We start from the raw sequence: 15802 nt of genomic DNA, 5'->3' as shown, positions 1-15802 counted from the left end.
CGGGTGGTTCGAAGAGCAGGGCGCTGGCTAGGAAAACCGCTGGGTCACGCCTGGGATGTCTTGACCTTCTGGCACTAACGGAGCCGGCGCCATCAGCCGCGCGGGCTCGGGCTGTCGGGCGCCAGTTCGACCTCGGTGGCTTTGACCGAGACCCACAGGGCGGTGCCGGGCCGGATCAGCAGTTCGTGGGCCGCGCCGGGCGTGATGTCGGCGGTGAGCGGCAGCGGCGCTCCGAGCAACACGCGGGTGATGTCTCCCAGCGGCTCGACGGCGTCCGCGGTCGTGCGCCACACGTTGCGCGGGCTGCCGCTGGGTCGCTCGCGATGCAGTGCGATCGCCCGCGGGTGAATCGTTGCCAGGACCGGCCCGTTCGCTGTTGTGTCGGCGGCGTGCAGCACAGTGGCTGGCCTGCGGCTCTGACCCGCCGTCGAGGGGTCATCGGACGTCACGGTGACCTCCCCGCCCTGCGCCGTGCCTCGCACCAGGTTGATGCCTGACAGGTCGGCCGCGTATGGGGTGGCAGGTGCCCGGCGTAACTCTTCGGGCGTGCCCGACTGGGTGAGGCGACCGTCTTCAAGAATGTGCACGCGGTCAGCCAGGACAAAGGCATCGGTGGGGTCGTGAGTGATGAGCAATCGGGGCACGTTCTCAGCGCCCTGCAGCGATTCCGGTGTCACGCTGCCGCCGTTGCGACCGCTGCTGAGGTGTGCTGCCAGGTTGCGCCGAAGGCGATTACGCGCGGTGACGTCCAGCGATCCAAGCGGCTCGTCCGCAAGCAGCAGGTCGGGTTGGCAAGCGAGCGCTCGGGCCAGCGCGACCCGCTGGCGCTGGCCGCCCGACAGCGCTTTGGGCCGGCGCTGGGCAAGGTCGCGGAGGTCCATTGCGCCGAGCCACGCTTGCGCCTGCTCGCGCGCCTCGGCCCGGCGCATCCCGCGAGCGGTCAAGCCAAATGCGACGTTGTCGAGCGCGCTGAGATGCCCGAACAGGACTTGGTCTTGGAACACGACACCAATGCGACGTTGTTCGGGCGGGACGAAGACGCCAGCCGCCGGGTCGTCGAGGACCCGGCCGGCGAGGCGGACGCCGCCGCCTTCGAGCGGTAGCAGTCCGGCGAGCGCCGCCACAATCGTGGATTTGCCGGCGCCGTTCGGTCCCAGCAGCGCCGCCGTCTCGCCGACTTCGACGCGCAGCGAGACATCCAGCTCGAAATCACCCCGCCGCAGCCCGATGTCGGCATCGAGAGCGCCGTCGGCTGTGTTGCGTGCTGCGGGAGTCATCGGCTCGGCCACCAACGGTCCCGCAGGGCGATGAGCAAGCCCAGCGACAGCGCCACCAGGACCAAGCTGATGGCAACGGCAGCATCGCGATCTGCCTCGAGTGCCACGAACACCGCGAGCGGCAATGTCTGGGTCCGCCCTCCGAGGTTTCCGGCAAACGTCACGGTCGCACCGAACTCGCCGAGAGCGCGTGCCCAGGCCACCACGACAGCAACACCCAGTGCCGGTCCGATCATGGGCAAGGTGACCCGCCACAGCGTGCGCAGCCGCGACGCCCCGAGCGTGGCAGCAGCCGCCTCGTAGCGCCGATCGAGGTTCCGCAGCGCCCCTTCGGTGGTGAGGATCACGAGCGGTGTGGCGACGAACGCATTCGCCAGGATGACACCCCAGATCGAATACGGCAGCAGCAACCCGGTGGCGTCGTGCAATGGTCCGCCGACGACGCCTCGGCGACCGAGCGCGAACAGCAACGCCGCGCCGCCGACGACCGGCGGCAGCACCATCGGCAGCGTCACGAGTGCTCGAACCACCGAACGGCCCCGGAAGGACACCCGCGCCAACACCCACGCCAAGGGAACGCCGACCGCCGCTGCGACGATCGCGGCGGCAACAGACGACACCACCGAGAGCACTGCGGCGTCCACCACGAAGCGGCTCGACAGATGCGTCCAGAGCCCGGTCCACGGTGTGCGCGCTGCCAACCCAACCACGGGCAGGGCGAACAGCACCACGCCGACGGCCGCCAGAACTGCCACGGGCCACGGCGGCAGGTCCCGCTGCGCCCGGCGCGTCACTCGTCCGTCGGAGCGGCCACTGCTCACAGGAGTCGTTCCGTCAGTCATGGCGCGGCGAATCCGTGGTCAGAAAACGCGTCACGCGCCGAACTCGTCTGCAGGTACTTCACAAACGCTTCGGCCGCTGCACGATTTGGTGCATCGGCCAGCACTGCGGCAGCGTATGACGTTCGAGGAGCTGCACCGGCGGTCCAGCCCAGACTCACGATGGAACCGTTCTGCGAGCCAACTCCCGCACTTGGGGCTGTGTCGCTGGCATACACCACGGCGGCGTCGAGTTCACCGGCGGCCAGCTTGGTGATCAGGGCCCGTACGTTCGGCTCATCGGTGTCCGGAACCGGTTCGATCCCGGCGTCGGCCAATCCTGTTCGGGCCAGAGCGCCGCAGGGAACCTCGGCCGCGCACAGCCCGATCAGCAGCTCGGGCCGGGCCAGGTCGGCGAGCGACGTCACCCCGGCGTCATTGCCGGCCGGTACTGCCAGCACCAGCGAGTTTCGGGCTACGACGACGGGTGCGCTCGCCAACCCGACTTCGTCGCGGATGGTGTCGAGATGGACAGGGTCAGCGGGGATGAACACGTCGGCCGGTGCGCCGGCGAGTACCTGCTCGCGCAGCGCGGAACTTCCTGCCCCCGCGATCAGCACGTCCACGCCGGGGTGGAGCTGCTCGAAGTCGTCGGCGAGCATTTCGGCAACCGGCAGCAACGAGGCGGCAACGAGGACATGCAGGCTTCCGTCGAGTGCTGCGTCTGGAGGCCTGGCCGGTTCGCTGTCGCGACTCGACATGCATCCGGCCACGAACGGCAGCGTCGCCATGGTCAGCAGCGCCAGCGCAGCACCGACACGGGTCGCAGCCCGGCATTTCCCCCTACGGCAGCCACCCATAGTCGCGCCAGTGTGCCCGGCCCGCGGAGCCATTGAGCCCGGGCGTATGGTTCCGGCCATGGCTACGACGCTCGATTGGTACGGGTGCGCAACATTCCGGCTGCGCACCGCAGGCCTCACCATCTTTCTCGATGCATATATCGACCGGGCACAAAACGCCGTCGGACCCGGGCTCTCGGCAGACGATGTCACCGAGGCTGACTGGGTACTCGTGGGCCATTCCCACTTCGACCACCTCTATGGCGCTGAGCGGATTGTTGCCAACACCAACGCCACGCTGGTTGCTTCGTACGAGTCAGTGCGGCTCATGGCCGAAGCCGGCATCCCAGCGGACCGGATGATCTGCGTAGCCGGTGGAGAGACGATCAACTTGAGCCAGGGGGACCGGGGGAACGGTGTACGCGTGTCGGTGTACCCGAGCCAGCACTCCTGCGTGTGGTCGCACACCCAGATGCACCAACCTGGCGAGGTGTGCCTCGGTGACCTGGGCGTCACCTGGCAAGAACAGCAGGAGCGCTTCGCCCAGCTGATGAAGTACCTGGCCAGCGAGGTCGATCCAGCGACGAGCGAGCACATCGCGGCATCAGCAGTCGGTCACAGCGATCGGGGCGACGGGGGAGCGCTGCTGTTCCTGATCGAGGCACCCGACGGCTCGGTGCTGTTCCAGGACACCTCGGGGCACTGGTCAGGGGTGATGCACGATCTTCGCCCTGATGTGGCGATCCTCGCGGCGGCTGGCCGCGGAAACATCGACGGCGAGCCCATCCAGGGCTCGCTGGCCCAATTCATCGGCCGTCAAGCCGACCTGCTCCGGCCCCGCAAGATCATCCTCGGTCACCACGACAACTGGCTGCCGGGGTTCTCAGTGCCCACGGACACATCCAGCATCGCGGACGAACTGGCTCGCGTCACGCCCGGCGTCGAGTTCCTCGAGCCCGGCTACATGGAGGCCACGCAGATCCTGTCGTAGCCGAGCCCAAAGGCACCCGCTCGGGCTCTCGTCGCTCTGTGGCTAGCGAGCGCGCAGAGGCTGCCAGCGACGGTAGGTCGCACTACGCCACAGCCATTCAAGGGGCCCGAACCCGAATCGCGCAAGCCACGCCTGTGACCACCAGAGCTGCAGCGCCCACACGCTCACCACGAATATGGCGATGCTGCTGCGGGTGAGCGAAACGTCACCGAGCAGCCATCGAAGCACCACCATGCCCACCGCAGTCTGCGTGAGGTAGTTCGTAAGCGCCATCTGTCCCGCGGCACGGATGCGCCGACGCGCTGGCGAATCGCTTCCGCGATTCCACAGCACGATCAAGCTCAGGTAACCCATACAGATGGGCACGGTGGCGACGGTGTTCGGGATGGTTCCTGCGATGGCCCAGTCGATGTCGAAATCGGTTCCCACCATCAGCGCGAGACCTGCACCCGACAGCGGCAGCCCGATGCCCAGGCCCCATGCCGCCATGCGGCGGTAGAACGACGGCGCCTTGTTGCCGCCGATGACGCCCGTCCGGTACAGCGCCACGCCGATGAGCATGGCGCCCAAGGCTCGCCCGAAGTAGTCCGCGAGAAACCATGTCTCGATGACGTCGTAGTAGTCGCCGTAGTGCCAGAAGTCGATGAGGACGCTGGAGAAGCTTCGCAGAGACGATTGCACGCTCCAGGAGATGACTGCCACTGCTGCGTAGAACGCACCGCCCAACGCGAAGAGCACTTTGGGCGGCAGTCGCCGCAGCGCAAGCACGACCGGGGCGCACAAGGCGTACACCGTGAGCACGTCGCCGTCCCATACGAGCAGATGCACCACGCCCATGACGAGCAGCAGTGCGTTGCGCCACAGGCTCAGCAGCACGCTGCGCCGACCCTTCGCAGCGGCGCGCTCAGCGAACAGCACGATGCCTGCGCCGAACAGCATGGAGAATAAACCCATGAGTTTCTGATCGGCAAAGATCTCTCCGGCACCGCCGATGAGCCAGTCCAGCAGCGTGCGCGATCCGGCTGCGTCGAGATTGGTGTACGCCGCAGCGGGCAGGCCGAACGACACGGCGTTCATGACCAAGATGCCGAGCACCGCCACGCCACGCACCGCATCGAGGGTGGAATTCCGCTCACTTGACGGCGTTGGCAAGGCCTCCGACGGCATCGGAGTCAGTCGAAGTCTTGGGCGCCGCAGGTCGACTGCGGGGTCAGTCGAAGGTGATGACGGTTCGGTTGGAGGTGCCGGCCTTCATCCAGGAGTAGCCCTCGTTGACCTGTTCGAGGCTGATGCGTCCCGAGATCATCTCGTCCAGCATCAGGCGTCCGTCGAGGTAGAGCTCGACCATCATCGGGATGTCGCTGCGGAACTGGTTCGAGCCCATCATCGAGCCCTGCAGCTTCTTTTCTGACAGGAAGTCGATGCCGCGCAGCTCGACCCTGGTCTTGGAGGGAACCATGCCGATCACGGTGGCGGTGCCGCCGATGTCGAGCATCCCGAAGGCTTGCTGCACGGTCTGGGCCAAGCCGATGGCTTCGAAGCTGTACTCCACGCCGCCGCCGGTCATGTCCTTGACGGCGGTGACGACGTCGTCCACCTCACCGGCATTGACCGTGTCGGTAGCGCCGAGCTGGCGGGCGGTCTCGAGCTTCTCATCGGTCATGTCGACGGCGATGATGCGGCCCGCCCCGGCGACCCTTGCGCCCTGCACGGCCGAGAGCCCGATGCCACCGCAGCCGATCACGCAGACCACGCTGCCGACGCCGACACCGGCGGTGTTGACCGCTGCGCCGAAGCCCGTGGTGACACCGCAGCCAATCAGGCACGCCCGATCGAGCGGCATGTCAGGACGGATCTTCACCAACGCGTTCTGGTGGACCAGCATCTGCTCGGCGAATCCCCCGAGGCGGGCCATCTGGCCGACTTCGGTGCCGTCGTCCCGGCTGAGCCGGGCGGCTGCGTCCTTCGGGCGGGATGTTGCCCGGACATTGGTGCAGCGATGAGGATTGCCCGACAGGCAGCGGTGACACTGGCCGCAGAAGATCGACAGGCAGGCCACGACATGGTCGCCGGGAGAGACGTAGTTGACGTCGCAACCGATCGCTTCGACCACGCCGGCGGACTCGTGGCCCATCACCAGGGGGAGCGGCGTCCGGAACAGCCCCTCCATGAAATGCAGATCGCTGTGGCACAGACCGGCACCGACGGTGCGGATCAGAACCTCGTTCGGCCCGGGTCCGTCAATGCGCAGATCCTCGATTACCAGGTCGCCCGGCTGTTCGCAGAGCACAGCAGCCTTCATGTCACGCCCCCTCGCGTTGGTCGGCCGTCCGAGTTGGCCGCAATTGGTTCAGGCCGAGACTAGGCGCGCGTCCGAACGCATGTGCCTGGAAAGTCCGGTGGGAACAGCGGTGCAGTTGTGGCTGCTGCGGTAGCGTCGTTGGCAGCGAGCAATCCGCGCCGAGGGGGAGTCATGGCCAACGAGCACGGCTACTTGCCGAAGGTGACCGAGCTGGACGACAAGCAGCAACGGCGCTTGGACACGTGGTACGCGAAGGCCTACACCGACGACAACCTGTTCCGGACGCTCGCGGCGGACGAGACCACCATTGACCTGTTCCTCGGCTGGGTCGGTGCCGTGTACGGCGGCCATCCCGACGAAGATCCGGGTGCGCTCGATCGGCACATGATCGAGCTGTGCCGCATCCGGATGGCCAACCGGAACGAGTGCTTCCACTGAAGCCTCGTGCGCAGCGCATCGTTGGTGCGCACCGGACTCACGAACGAAGTCGTCGCACAACTGACCGACTACGAGGCATCGGAGTTGCCCGAGTCGTGGAAGGCCGCACTGGCGCTGTGCGACTGGCTGTCGGGCTTCGAGCACTCGGGCGTGATCCCGCCCGAGATGTATGAGCGGCTGAACGATCACTTCAACGAGCAGCAGATTCTGCGCCTCGGTGCGCTGCTTGCTTCCGCGAGTGGATGGCACCGGATGATCGAGGCTTTCGGCATCCGGCCCGACCACTACCAGGCGGGTCAGTCGGCCCCGTGGGCGGCCGCGGCGGGCTGAGCAGCGACGCAGACGTCGAAGCTGACTGGAAGCATGACCTTCGTCAGTGCGCCCCATTCCGCCATTCGCGCCTAGCTTTCGAAACCGTGGCGGACCCAGCCCTGTCTCCCGACGACGCCGGACCGCTGGGTTCACCGCAGGAATGACCGGCGTTCGAACCTGGCTCGCCGGGGCGCGACCCCGCACCTGGCCCGCATCGCTGGTGCCGCCGTTCGTGGGCACCGCAGCCTCGGATGCCGCGGCAGAGGGAGCGATCGTGTGGTGGCGGGCTGTCTGCGCGCTGGTCGTGTCGTTGTTCATCCAGATTGCGGTGAACTACGCCAACGACTACAGCGACGGCGTGCGAGGCACCGATGTCACCCGGGTGGGCCCCCAACGTCTCGTGGCATCGGGCGCGGCTTCGCCGAACGCCGTGCGCAATGCTGCGTTCGCTGCGTTCGGGGCAGCGGCGGCGGTCGGCATGGTCGTCGCAGCAGCAGTTTCGTGGTGGCTCATTGTGGCGGGAGCGGCGTCGATGCTGGCCGCGTGGTACTACACCGGCGGCCGGCGGCCGTACGGCTACCGCGGCCTCGGCGAGCTGTTCGTGTTCGTCTTCTTCGGTCTGGTAGCGACTGCAGGGTCGGCATTCGTGCAAGACGCCCACCTGACCGTGGTGGGCCTCGCTGCGTCGGTGCCCGTCGGGCTGGGCTCAGTGGCACTGCTGATCTCGAACAATCTGCGGGACTTGCCCACCGACGAGCAGGCCGGCAAGCGCACGCTGGCCGTGCGCGTAGGCGATAGGCCGACCAGGGCGATGTACGTGGCCGTCGTGTTCATCGTGGTGATCTCGCCGCTGTACCTGTCGCTTCTGCGGCCTTGGGCGATCCTCGCGCTCGCCTCGGCCATGGTGGCCATCTCGCCCGTGCGCACGGTGCTGCGCGGTGCCACTGGCGCAGCACTGGTGGCAGTGCTGGCGGGGACCGGGCGGCTCCAGCTCGTTGTGGGCGCGCTGCTCACGGTCGGATTGGCCTTGGGCGTATGAACCGCGTCTACCCAATGTTGGAAGCCGTGCATCCTGCGGTATCTCGGCCGCGGTCCGCCAAGATGTCGCGATGAGCTCCGAGGCAGTCCTGGATCATCTCGCCGCGCTCGGCGTGGCATACGAGTTGGTGGAATGCGATCCCGACTTCGCCGACACGGCGCAGTTCTGCGAGCGATACGGCTACTCGATGGACGCGTCGGCCAACGCCATCTGCGTGGTGGGCAAGTCGGCCGAGCGGCCGATGGCCTGCTGCGTGGTGCTTGCCACGACCCGGCTCGATGTGAACGGCATCGTGCGGCGCAGGCTGGGTACTCGCAAGGCATCGTTCGCGGATGCCCCTGAGACCATCGAGCGCACCGGCATGATGATCGGCGGCGTGACACCGTTCGGATTGCCCGATGACATTCCCGTGTGGATCGACAGCAGGGTGATGGACTGCGATGCGGTCATCGTGGGCGGTGGCTCGCGTGACTGCAAGATCCTGTGCCCGCCGGCCTCGCTTGCTGAACTTCCCACAGCCGAGGTTGTCTCCGATCTCGCCAAGACGGTGCCGTAGACCTAAACGGACTCCGCCTGCGGGCGCTGTTCAGGCGTCTCGCGTTGCCGTGATGAGCTGAGCGATGCCTCCGCTGAGCGCGTTCCGCTGGACATCGTGGAATCCCGCCTCGGCGATCCGGGAGAGCAGTTCTGGCACTGCGGGCAGGTACGCCACTGATTCGGGCAGGTAGCGGTAGGCCGACCGGCTCGAGAGCAGGCTGCCGACGGCGGGAACGACCTTGCCGAAGTACAGCTTGTGCCCCGCACGCAGCACCGGATTGGCGGGTTCGGCGACTTCGAGCATCGCCACCCGAGCGCCGGGCCGGAGCACCCGAGCCAACTCGGCGAAGAAACGATCGAGGTCGGCGAAATTTCGCAGAGCGAAGCCGCAGGTCGCACCGGCGAGCCAGCCCTCGCGCACGCCGAGGCTCAGCGCATCGGAACGCACCAGCGGAGCACGGGTTGTCGCGGCTTGAAGCATTCCAGCGGAGAAATCGACTCCGACGGCGAACAAGCCCGCCGCCTCGAGCTGGTTGCACAGGTCGCCGGTGCCGCAGGCCAGATCAATCACTGTCTCGCCCGGCTGCAGGCCCAGTGCTGCCACCGCACGCCGTCGCCACAGGGTGTCGAGCCGAAACGTCAGCAGGCGGTTCAGCAGGTCGTAGCGCGGGGCGATCTCGTCGAACATCTGCTCGACGGTGTCTGCCTTGTCCTGCGGACTGGGCAGTTCGGACCGCCTCCGTCGACGCAGACGCAGACTCACCGGAACCAGACGCGTCGATGACTGCGGCTGATCGGGTGGAAGAGCAGCACCAGAAGCAGAGCGTCGAACAGGAGCCGCATGAAGATTCCGAGCTGGAAGCTGGTGCGGGCACCCCACCACAGCGTCGCGACCGCCGAGTAGACCGCCGCTGCAGAGCACAGCCAGTGGCCCCACCGCCGCTCATTGGCGGTTCCCAAGCCGCCAGCGACGAGTGAGCCGCCGAGCAGCACAGTCACGGACAGCGGCACGACGCTGTCGCTGAGCCCGATGGCTGTGCGTTCGCTGGCGAACAGCGAGACGATGCCCTCGAAGACGTCGACTGCGAGTTGCCAGTCGATGCGGTTTCCGAATAGCAGCAGGACAGCGGAGAAGTAGCACAGCAGCACGGCGCTGTAGAGCGTCTGAGGCTGGCTGCGGTTCAGCCACCGCATCTGGTTCACCGGGCAAGTGTGGCACCTGCGCCCGCACGATCCCCTCCGGCGCGGCGCATGCGGCCGGCTGGTACGGCCTGGGGGCCTCAACCGCGCAGCATTAGCCTTCTGGCAGTGAGTGCCGATCCCGTCATCTCGATCGGTGCTGATCAGCATGGCCCTCTCGTGGAGGCCAACGCCGCACAGTGGCCGGCGGGAGCGCTGGCTGCAGCGTTAGGGCGGCAACTCGACGACGTTGCCGGCCCGCTGTCGGTCTGGATCGACCATCCCGATCACGCCGAAGCGGCGGGCAGCGATCTGGCGCCTTCGCAGACTGCGCTCGGGCGTGAGCTGACATCGCTGGGCCTGACGTTCGAGCGCGATCTGTACCGGATGGAGCGGTCCCTGCCGATGGATCAGCCCAGCGGAATCGAGACGCGTTCGTTCGTGGTCGGCCAAGATGAGCAGGCATGGGTGGAGGTCAACAACCGGGCGTTCTCGTGGCACCGCGAGCAGGGTGGATGGACGCTTCCTCAGGTCGCTGAGCGTCAAGCCGAACCGTGGTTCGACGCCGACGGCTTCCGGGTGTACGACATCGACGGGCAGATCGTTGCCTACTGCTGGACGAAGATGCACAACGACGAGGACCCGCCGGTCGGTGAGGTGTACGTCATCGCGGTGGATCCCCAGTATCACGGACGGGGACTCGGCCGAGCCCTCACGCTGGCTGGCTACGAGCATCTCTCCGACGCTGGGCTGACTCGGGCCATGCTCTACGTCGACGCCGACAACGCGCCGGCCGTCACGCTCTACGGGGATCTCGGCCTCGAGGTTGCCGTTGTGCGGCGGCTGTTCACGGGCATCGGACCGCTCGCGTCCTACGGCACTGGCCGGTCGTGACAGCCTCCGTCGCCGATCCCGCACTCGCGGACCTCAGCCGGGCGGAGCTAGGTGAGCTGCTCGATGGCGAGCCCTCATACCGGCTGGACCAGGTGTGGGATGGCCTGTACGGACAGCGCCGCCCGCTGGCCGAGCTCACCAACGTTCCCAAAAGCCTGCGACAGGCCATCGGCGAACTGCTGCCACCAGCGTTGAAGCTGGTGCGTACCCAGACAGCGGATCGCGGCAAGACCCGCAAGCACTTGTGGTCGCTGCGTGATGGACATCTGGTCGAGACCGTGCTCATGGGCTACCGCAATCGGACCACGCTGTGCATCAGCAGCCAGGCTGGCTGTGCCATGGCGTGCAGTTTCTGCGCCACGGGTCAGGTGGGATTCGACCGGAATCTGAGTGTCGGGGAAATCGTCGAGCAGGTGCTCGGCACGCTGCAGCAGCCGTCGACCAGCCACAGCAGCTCGGCGGGCGGAGCCATCAACAGCGGAGCCGCCCGCGGCGGAGCCATCAACAGCGGAGCCGCCCGCGGCGGAGCCATCAACATTGTGTTCATGGGCATGGGCGAGCCACTCGCAAACTACGACGCCGTGTGGGCAGCAGTGGAGCGTTTCCATGGCGACATGGGCATCGGTGCCCGGCACATCACGGTGTCCACTGTGGGTGTCATTCCGGGCATTGTGCGTCTGGCAGCTGCCAGCCTGCCGGTCAATCTGGCAGTCTCGCTGCACGCCGCGAACGACCGCCTGCGGAATCGCATCGCACCGATCAATCGCACGTACCCCCTGCGCGACCTTGCGAGCGCACTGGCCGACTACCGCCGTGCCAAGCGGCGCCGTATCAGCCTCGAGTGGGCGATGATCGACGGCGTCAACGACCGCGACCGTGACGCTGCCGAACTGGCTGCATATGCACGACCGCTTGCGGCGCATGTCAACCTCATTCCGCTGAATCCAACGCCGGGTTACGGCCACGCGCCATCGCCATCGGGGCGCATCGAGCATTTCGCGTCAGAGTTGGCGTCCTACGGAGTGAACGCCACCGTGCGCGTCAACCGGGGCACCTCCATCGATGCGGCGTGCGGGCAGCTGCGTGCCGACAAGCTGGTCTCGATCCAGCGGGGCGCCCGAGCCCGCCGCGGCGCACGCGTTCAACGAGAGCGCTAGAAACTCGCTATGGCTAGGCCTCGATCGCCGAAAGGGCGCGCCCAGCGGACCCACGAACGGCTCAAAGACGAGTACGAAGCCGTGTGCGAACTCGAGCACCGCAATCCGTTCGAGCTGCTGGTGGCGACGATCCTGTCGGCGCAATGCACAGACGTTCGCGTCAACGCGACTGTGCCGGCGCTGTTCGAGAAGTACCCCGACGCCGAGGCGCTGGCGTCGTGCGACCTCGTTGAGCTGGAGGAGTTGGTGCATCCCACCGGCTTCTTCCGCAGCAAGGCCCGCAACCTGCAGGGCATGGCCCGACAGCTGCTGGCCGACTACGGAGGCGAGGTTCCGACCCGCTTGGAAGACCTTGTGAAGCTGCCTGGCGTGGGCCGCAAGACGGCGAATGTCATCCGCTCGGTCGCCTTCGATCTGCCCGGTTTGCCCGTGGACACCCACGTCGGCCGTCTCGTGCGGCGACTCGGCATCACCGATGAGGAGGACCCGGTCAAAGTCGAGCTGGCGTTGAATCCGATGATCCCTCAGTACGAGCGGGGCGACTTCAGCCTGCGGCTGATCCTGCATGGCAGGCGGGTCTGCTCGTCCCGGAAGCCCGCCTGCGATGACTGCGTGCTCAACGATTACTGCCCGAGTGCCTTCGCGGCCTGATCCATCAGCGGCGCCCGCCGCAACAACGACCCGAGGCCCAGGAGGCCCGACCGAATGACCGAGTCCCAGAGTGTTGGCAACGCAACCGTGCGGCGATCGTCGCATTTCGTGCCCGGCGCCAACGAGCGCATGCTCACAAAGTCCCTGGCCACCGACGCGGACAGCCTCGTGCTCGATCTTGAAGACGCCGTCACGCCCGACAACAAGGACAGCGCCCGGGTCACCCTGGCGGGCTGGCTGGCCGATGTCGACTTCGGTGGCAAGGAGCGGGTAGTGCGGATCAACCCGCTGGACACCCCGTGGTGTGCAGCTGACATTGCCGAGACGATGGTCTGCCCGCCCGACGCCTACCTGGTGCCCAAGGTGAACAATGCGGCGGAGGTCGTTCAGCTCGACGGGATGATCACTCGCTGGGAACTTGAGAACGGCCACCCAACCGGGGACGTGGTGCTGTTGGTGCTGGGCACCGAGACACCGCAGGGCCTGATCAACATCGGCGAGCTGGCACGCCACGACCGTGTGGACGCACTCAGCTGGGGTGCCGAGGATCTGTCCGCAGCGATGGGTTCGAAGGCCAACCGGGATGCCTCAGGCGCCTACCTGCCAGTGTTCGAGTACGCCCGGGTCATGTGCCTGGTGGGCGCCACGGCATGGGGCAAGCAACCGCTCGACACGGTGTTCGTGGACTTCCGCGACGACGAGGGGCTTGCTGCGGAGTGCGCCACGTCAGCGGCCATGGGATTCACGGGCAAGATCACTATCCACCCCGCACAAATCGACATCGTCAACGCTGCGTTCACGCCCAGCGCCGCCGACATGGCCGACGCTCAGGAGCTGCTCGAGGCGTTCGCTGAAGCAGAGGCCGCCGGCCTGATGGCGTTCGCCCACAAGGGTCAGATGGTCGACGTGCCGCACCTGACCCGCGCCCGCAAGATCGTTGCGACTGCCGGGGCCATCGTCGAGCGCTCCTGAAGTGCCGCGCCGGGCGGCAGCTGACCGGGCGCTCAGCGAAGCGAGTCGGTGGCTTGGGCCAATCGGCGCCGGGCCATGCGCAGCGAGCGCTCGACCTCATAGAGCTCGACGCCGACATCTTCGTGCGGTGTGCCCATCAGTTCGTCGGCTGCCTGAGCGACTCGAGTTCCGATTTCACCCACCGCAGTCTCTATCGATGACAGCTCCGCTGCGCTGATCACCCGCGGCACGCTAGCCACAACGGTCCTCGCCGGGCGATTCCAAGGTCTCGAGGGTCGGATTCAGCCGGTGGGAACGTCTGCAGACGTCGGCGGGGGAAACCGCACGACGTAGTGACGCGGTTCATCGTGTGTGTTCACAATGTGACTGCTGTAAAGAATCCCGCGACCGTCGGGAATCCACTGGGGCCTGAATATTCTTTGGTTTTGGTTGTGAGGCCCCGTGTAGCTGACGAGCGTCGTGACCGAAGAGTCCTCAAGGTTGATGACTTTGATTGATTCTTCGGCTTGACCGTCGTCAAGTCTGCGCCGCGCCACCACGGCAACCTGACAACCGTCCGGCGACCACGCGTACTCGCCAAACCGGAGATCTGCCCGACTGACGGGCCAGACCGGCATCCAGTCGGTGCCGTCCTCACGCACCGTGGCGATGCCTCCCCCCGAGCGATAGGCGATGCGTTCACCGTCGTGCGTCCAACGCGCATAGATCTCGCCGCCACCTCCCTGGACCACGCGAGTCTCATTACGACCGTCAGCGTCGATGATCATCACCGAGTTCTTTTTCCAGCCGCTGTCGGGATCACGTGGATCGCCTTCGAGATCCCGGCGTTCGAAAACGATTCTCCGTCCGTCAGGCGAGAAGGACGGCCTCTTGTCGGTTGCGTCAGCATCAGTGAGCTGGAATTCGCCGGTCCCGTCTGCGTTGACAACGTAGATGTGATAGACGGGCTCATCGGCATGAATCCACACACCCGTATATCGGACGAAGACGATGCGGGTGCCGTCGGGCGACCAATCCGGTGAGAAATCTGACCGTTCCTCGAATGTCTGGCGAGGGCTGTGGTCGGACCACAACGTCGTCAAGCTCTCATCCGATCGCGCACCTGAGGTGAGTTGTACGGGGTCCGTACCGTCCGCTTGAGCCGTCCAGAGGTTTCCCTTGTCGGCGCCGGCAATCCGCGAGCAGTCGGGTGACCATGCGGCCCGCTTTCCGCCAAGATTGACGAACAGTTGGACCGGTTCGTCCCCGAGCTCTATATCGCACGTCACCTCACTGGTTCCCCTCGCGAGGTAGGCGCTGATTGCAGCGTCCGAGACCGCGCTGTTGCCTCCGAAGATGTGCCCAGCGAGCGAGTCATCGCCGCTGGGTGCGATGTCTTCTCGAAGTCGATCCAGATGGTTAGCCGTGTCTGAAGGAATTGAGCCAGGATCAGCGAGCAGCAGCGGCGCGCACAACCGGGCCAGCAAAGGGGCCGCGCTGAATGAGTCGAACGGGACTCGGGCGCGCGCCAAGCCCATGCGCCGTGGCGTGAAGCAAGTCTGGGTGTAGCGGTAAACGACAAATTCAGCGGCTTTGACAGCGGTGTCGTAACGATTCGCGCCTGCGAGACGTGTCACTTCGATGCCGAGGGCCGTCAGTCCATCTTCGACCGGTTGCCGAAGAGCGCCGGTGCCGCCCATGATCACTACGTGCGCAACTCCGGCTCGGATGAGAAAGTCGGAGACCCCTTGGTGCAGTCGTTCGGGCGGAGTCAGCAACACCGGGTGGGGGCCGCGTGCCGCAAACGCGCCAGCAACCAGAGCGTCAGCGAAGACCTCTCCACTGGCCAGAATGGCAGTCCGGCCAAGTATTGCCATTTCCCCAGGTTCGCCGAGTCGATGCGCGGCCGCCACGCTGGTCCCATACTGGTCGGCACGGGTGACCCGCTCAACCGTGATGCCAAGGGCCTGCAGCGAGGCTTCGACTGTAGGCCCCACCCCGGTGGCGTCACTGTCGGCACCCACGATGGGTGCGTGGGTCACTCCAGTGCGCCGGAGGAACTCTGCTGCGTCGTCGCGCAGCATGCCCGACGGCGTCGCCAGCACGGGCGCACCCAGTGATCCAGCCAACGGCGCTGCGACGACGGCGTCGGTCCAATTGCGCCCTGAGACCATGACGACCGAGTCGAGCATGCCGCCGGCTTCGGTAGCTACTGCCTCCGCTACCAGCAGCGATGTCGCGTACCGGTCCGCGCCCCCATAGCGCGTCATGTCGATCTCGGCGAAACGAGGTACCGCACCGACAGCGGTGACCGGCACCAGCACGCCGCCTGACGCAATGGCAATGGCCGCCACGAGCAGTGCGAACGTCCGCACGGCGGCGGGGAAACTTCTGACTCTGGGCCGCTTGGTGCTCAT

At 66.5% G+C, this 15802-nt stretch carries 18 protein-coding genes; 9 read left to right on the top strand and 9 right to left on the bottom strand.

The annotated features are described in order from the left end of the window. Nucleotides 1-92: 92 nt before the first annotated feature. Genes ACPXYO_RS17670 through modA form a run of 3 tightly spaced genes read right to left on the bottom strand, consistent with a single transcriptional unit; the run spans nt 93 to nt 2955 of the window. Nucleotides 93-1277, bottom strand: a complete 1185-nt coding sequence (locus ACPXYO_RS17670; RefSeq protein WP_423923325.1) for an ABC transporter ATP-binding protein — start codon at nt 1275-1277, stop codon at nt 93-95. Beyond that, nucleotides 1274-2119 (bottom strand): molybdate ABC transporter permease subunit, encoded by an 846-nt coding sequence (modB, locus tag ACPXYO_RS17665; protein ID WP_423923323.1) that lies wholly within the window; start codon nt 2117-2119, stop codon nt 1274-1276. The genes ACPXYO_RS17670 and modB overlap by 4 nt, the downstream gene beginning before the upstream one ends. Continuing rightward, on the bottom strand, nt 2116-2955 hold the full coding sequence (gene modA, locus ACPXYO_RS17660) for a molybdate ABC transporter substrate-binding protein (RefSeq protein ID WP_423923321.1): 840 nt from the start codon (nt 2953-2955) through the stop codon (nt 2116-2118). Before modA ends, modB begins: the two co-directional genes overlap by 4 nt. Nucleotides 2956-3013: 58 nt before the next feature. On the opposite strand from modA, the gene ACPXYO_RS17655 reads away from it, so the two are divergent. Continuing rightward, a complete protein-coding gene (locus ACPXYO_RS17655; protein ID WP_423923319.1) occupies nt 3014-3925 on the top strand; it encodes an MBL fold metallo-hydrolase in 912 nt (303 codons plus the stop codon). Nucleotides 3926-3967: 42 nt separating this feature from the next. On the opposite strand, the gene ACPXYO_RS17650 is transcribed toward ACPXYO_RS17655, so the two are convergent. Then, complete coding sequence (locus ACPXYO_RS17650; protein WP_423923317.1) at nt 3968-5092, bottom strand: DUF418 domain-containing protein; 1125 nt, start codon at nt 5090-5092, stop codon at nt 3968-3970. A 43-nt stretch (nt 5093-5135) separates the two neighbouring features. Beyond that, nucleotides 5136-6227, bottom strand: coding sequence for a Zn-dependent alcohol dehydrogenase (locus ACPXYO_RS17645; protein WP_423923315.1), 1092 nt, complete (start codon nt 6225-6227; stop codon nt 5136-5138). Between the two features lie 171 nt (nt 6228-6398). On the opposite strand from ACPXYO_RS17645, the gene ACPXYO_RS17640 reads away from it, so the two are divergent. From ACPXYO_RS17640 to ACPXYO_RS17625, 4 genes are all read left to right on the top strand, one after another. Continuing rightward, entirely contained in the window at nt 6399-6665 is a 267-nt protein-coding gene (locus tag ACPXYO_RS17640; protein ID WP_323673011.1) for a hypothetical protein, read from the top strand. Between the two features lie 6 nt (nt 6666-6671). Then, nucleotides 6672-6995 (top strand): hypothetical protein, encoded by a 324-nt coding sequence (locus ACPXYO_RS17635; protein WP_423923312.1) that lies wholly within the window; start codon nt 6672-6674, stop codon nt 6993-6995. Nucleotides 6996-7137: 142 nt separating this feature from the next. Continuing rightward, nucleotides 7138-8016: a 1,4-dihydroxy-2-naphthoate polyprenyltransferase gene (locus ACPXYO_RS17630; RefSeq protein ID WP_423923310.1), complete on the top strand. Its 879-nt coding sequence runs from the start codon at nt 7138-7140 to the stop codon at nt 8014-8016. Between the two features lie 70 nt (nt 8017-8086). Further along, entirely contained in the window at nt 8087-8572 is a 486-nt protein-coding gene (locus ACPXYO_RS17625) for a YbaK/EbsC family protein (protein ID WP_423923308.1), read from the top strand. A gap of 30 nt (nt 8573-8602) precedes the next feature. Here ACPXYO_RS17625 and ACPXYO_RS17620 read toward each other — a convergent pair whose 3' ends face one another. Continuing rightward, the gene (locus ACPXYO_RS17620; RefSeq protein WP_423923306.1) at nt 8603-9316 is read right to left on the bottom strand and encodes a ubiquinone/menaquinone biosynthesis methyltransferase; all 714 of its coding nucleotides are present in this window, start codon (nt 9314-9316) and stop codon (nt 8603-8605) included. Next, entirely contained in the window at nt 9313-9756 is a 444-nt protein-coding gene (locus ACPXYO_RS17615; RefSeq protein ID WP_423923304.1) for a hypothetical protein, read from the bottom strand. Before ACPXYO_RS17615 ends, ACPXYO_RS17620 begins: the two co-directional genes overlap by 4 nt. Nucleotides 9757-9861: 105 nt before the next feature. On the opposite strand from ACPXYO_RS17615, the gene mshD reads away from it, so the two are divergent. Genes mshD through ACPXYO_RS17595 form a run of 4 tightly spaced genes read left to right on the top strand, consistent with a single transcriptional unit; the run spans nt 9862 to nt 13406 of the window. Beyond that, nucleotides 9862-10626, top strand: a complete 765-nt coding sequence (gene mshD / locus ACPXYO_RS17610; RefSeq protein WP_423923302.1) for a mycothiol synthase — start codon at nt 9862-9864, stop codon at nt 10624-10626. Beyond that, a complete protein-coding gene (rlmN, locus tag ACPXYO_RS17605) occupies nt 10623-11783 on the top strand; it encodes a 23S rRNA (adenine(2503)-C(2))-methyltransferase RlmN (RefSeq protein ID WP_423923300.1) in 1161 nt (386 codons plus the stop codon). The genes mshD and rlmN overlap by 4 nt, the downstream gene beginning before the upstream one ends. A gap of 9 nt (nt 11784-11792) precedes the next feature. Continuing rightward, nucleotides 11793-12434 (top strand): endonuclease III, encoded by a 642-nt coding sequence (gene nth / locus ACPXYO_RS17600; protein WP_423923298.1) that lies wholly within the window; start codon nt 11793-11795, stop codon nt 12432-12434. A 54-nt stretch (nt 12435-12488) separates the two neighbouring features. After that, on the top strand, nt 12489-13406 hold the full coding sequence (locus ACPXYO_RS17595) for an HpcH/HpaI aldolase/citrate lyase family protein (protein WP_423923296.1): 918 nt from the start codon (nt 12489-12491) through the stop codon (nt 13404-13406). 32 nt (nt 13407-13438) lie between these two features. Here ACPXYO_RS17595 and ACPXYO_RS17590 read toward each other — a convergent pair whose 3' ends face one another. Both ACPXYO_RS17590 and ACPXYO_RS17585 read right to left on the bottom strand, forming a co-directional pair. Beyond that, entirely contained in the window at nt 13439-13627 is a 189-nt protein-coding gene (locus ACPXYO_RS17590; protein WP_423923294.1) for a hypothetical protein, read from the bottom strand. A 60-nt stretch (nt 13628-13687) separates the two neighbouring features. Beyond that, on the bottom strand, nt 13688-15802 hold the full coding sequence (locus tag ACPXYO_RS17585) for a cell wall-binding repeat-containing protein (RefSeq protein ID WP_423923292.1): 2115 nt from the start codon (nt 15800-15802) through the stop codon (nt 13688-13690).

Origin of the sequence: Candidatus Poriferisodalis sp. (assembly GCF_965237655.1) — a bacterium.
Taxonomy (GTDB): Bacteria; Actinomycetota; Acidimicrobiia; order Acidimicrobiales; family Poriferisodalaceae; genus Poriferisodalis.
This window is presented reverse-complemented; position numbering and strand designations above follow the sequence as displayed.

Coding starts and splice junctions, on each gene's coding strand:
- ACPXYO_RS17670 (WP_423923325.1), bottom strand. CDS start 1,277: ATGACTCCCGCAGCACGCAACACAGCCGACGGCGCTCTCGATGCCGAC.
- modB (WP_423923323.1), bottom strand. CDS start 2,119: ATGACTGACGGAACGACTCCTGTGAGCAGTGGCCGCTCCGACGGACGA.
- modA (WP_423923321.1), bottom strand. CDS start 2,955: ATGGGTGGCTGCCGTAGGGGGAAATGCCGGGCTGCGACCCGTGTCGGT.
- ACPXYO_RS17655 (WP_423923319.1), top strand. CDS start 3,014: ATGGCTACGACGCTCGATTGGTACGGGTGCGCAACATTCCGGCTGCGC.
- ACPXYO_RS17650 (WP_423923317.1), bottom strand. CDS start 5,092: ATGCCGTCGGAGGCCTTGCCAACGCCGTCAAGTGAGCGGAATTCCACC.
- ACPXYO_RS17645 (WP_423923315.1), bottom strand. CDS start 6,227: ATGAAGGCTGCTGTGCTCTGCGAACAGCCGGGCGACCTGGTAATCGAG.
- ACPXYO_RS17640 (WP_323673011.1), top strand. CDS start 6,399: ATGGCCAACGAGCACGGCTACTTGCCGAAGGTGACCGAGCTGGACGAC.
- ACPXYO_RS17630 (WP_423923310.1), top strand. CDS start 7,138: ATGACCGGCGTTCGAACCTGGCTCGCCGGGGCGCGACCCCGCACCTGG.
- ACPXYO_RS17625 (WP_423923308.1), top strand. CDS start 8,087: ATGAGCTCCGAGGCAGTCCTGGATCATCTCGCCGCGCTCGGCGTGGCA.
- nth (WP_423923298.1), top strand. CDS start 11,793: ATGGCTAGGCCTCGATCGCCGAAAGGGCGCGCCCAGCGGACCCACGAA.
- ACPXYO_RS17595 (WP_423923296.1), top strand. CDS start 12,489: ATGACCGAGTCCCAGAGTGTTGGCAACGCAACCGTGCGGCGATCGTCG.
- ACPXYO_RS17585 (WP_423923292.1), bottom strand. CDS start 15,802: ATGAGCACCAAGCGGCCCAGAGTCAGAAGTTTCCCCGCCGCCGTGCGG.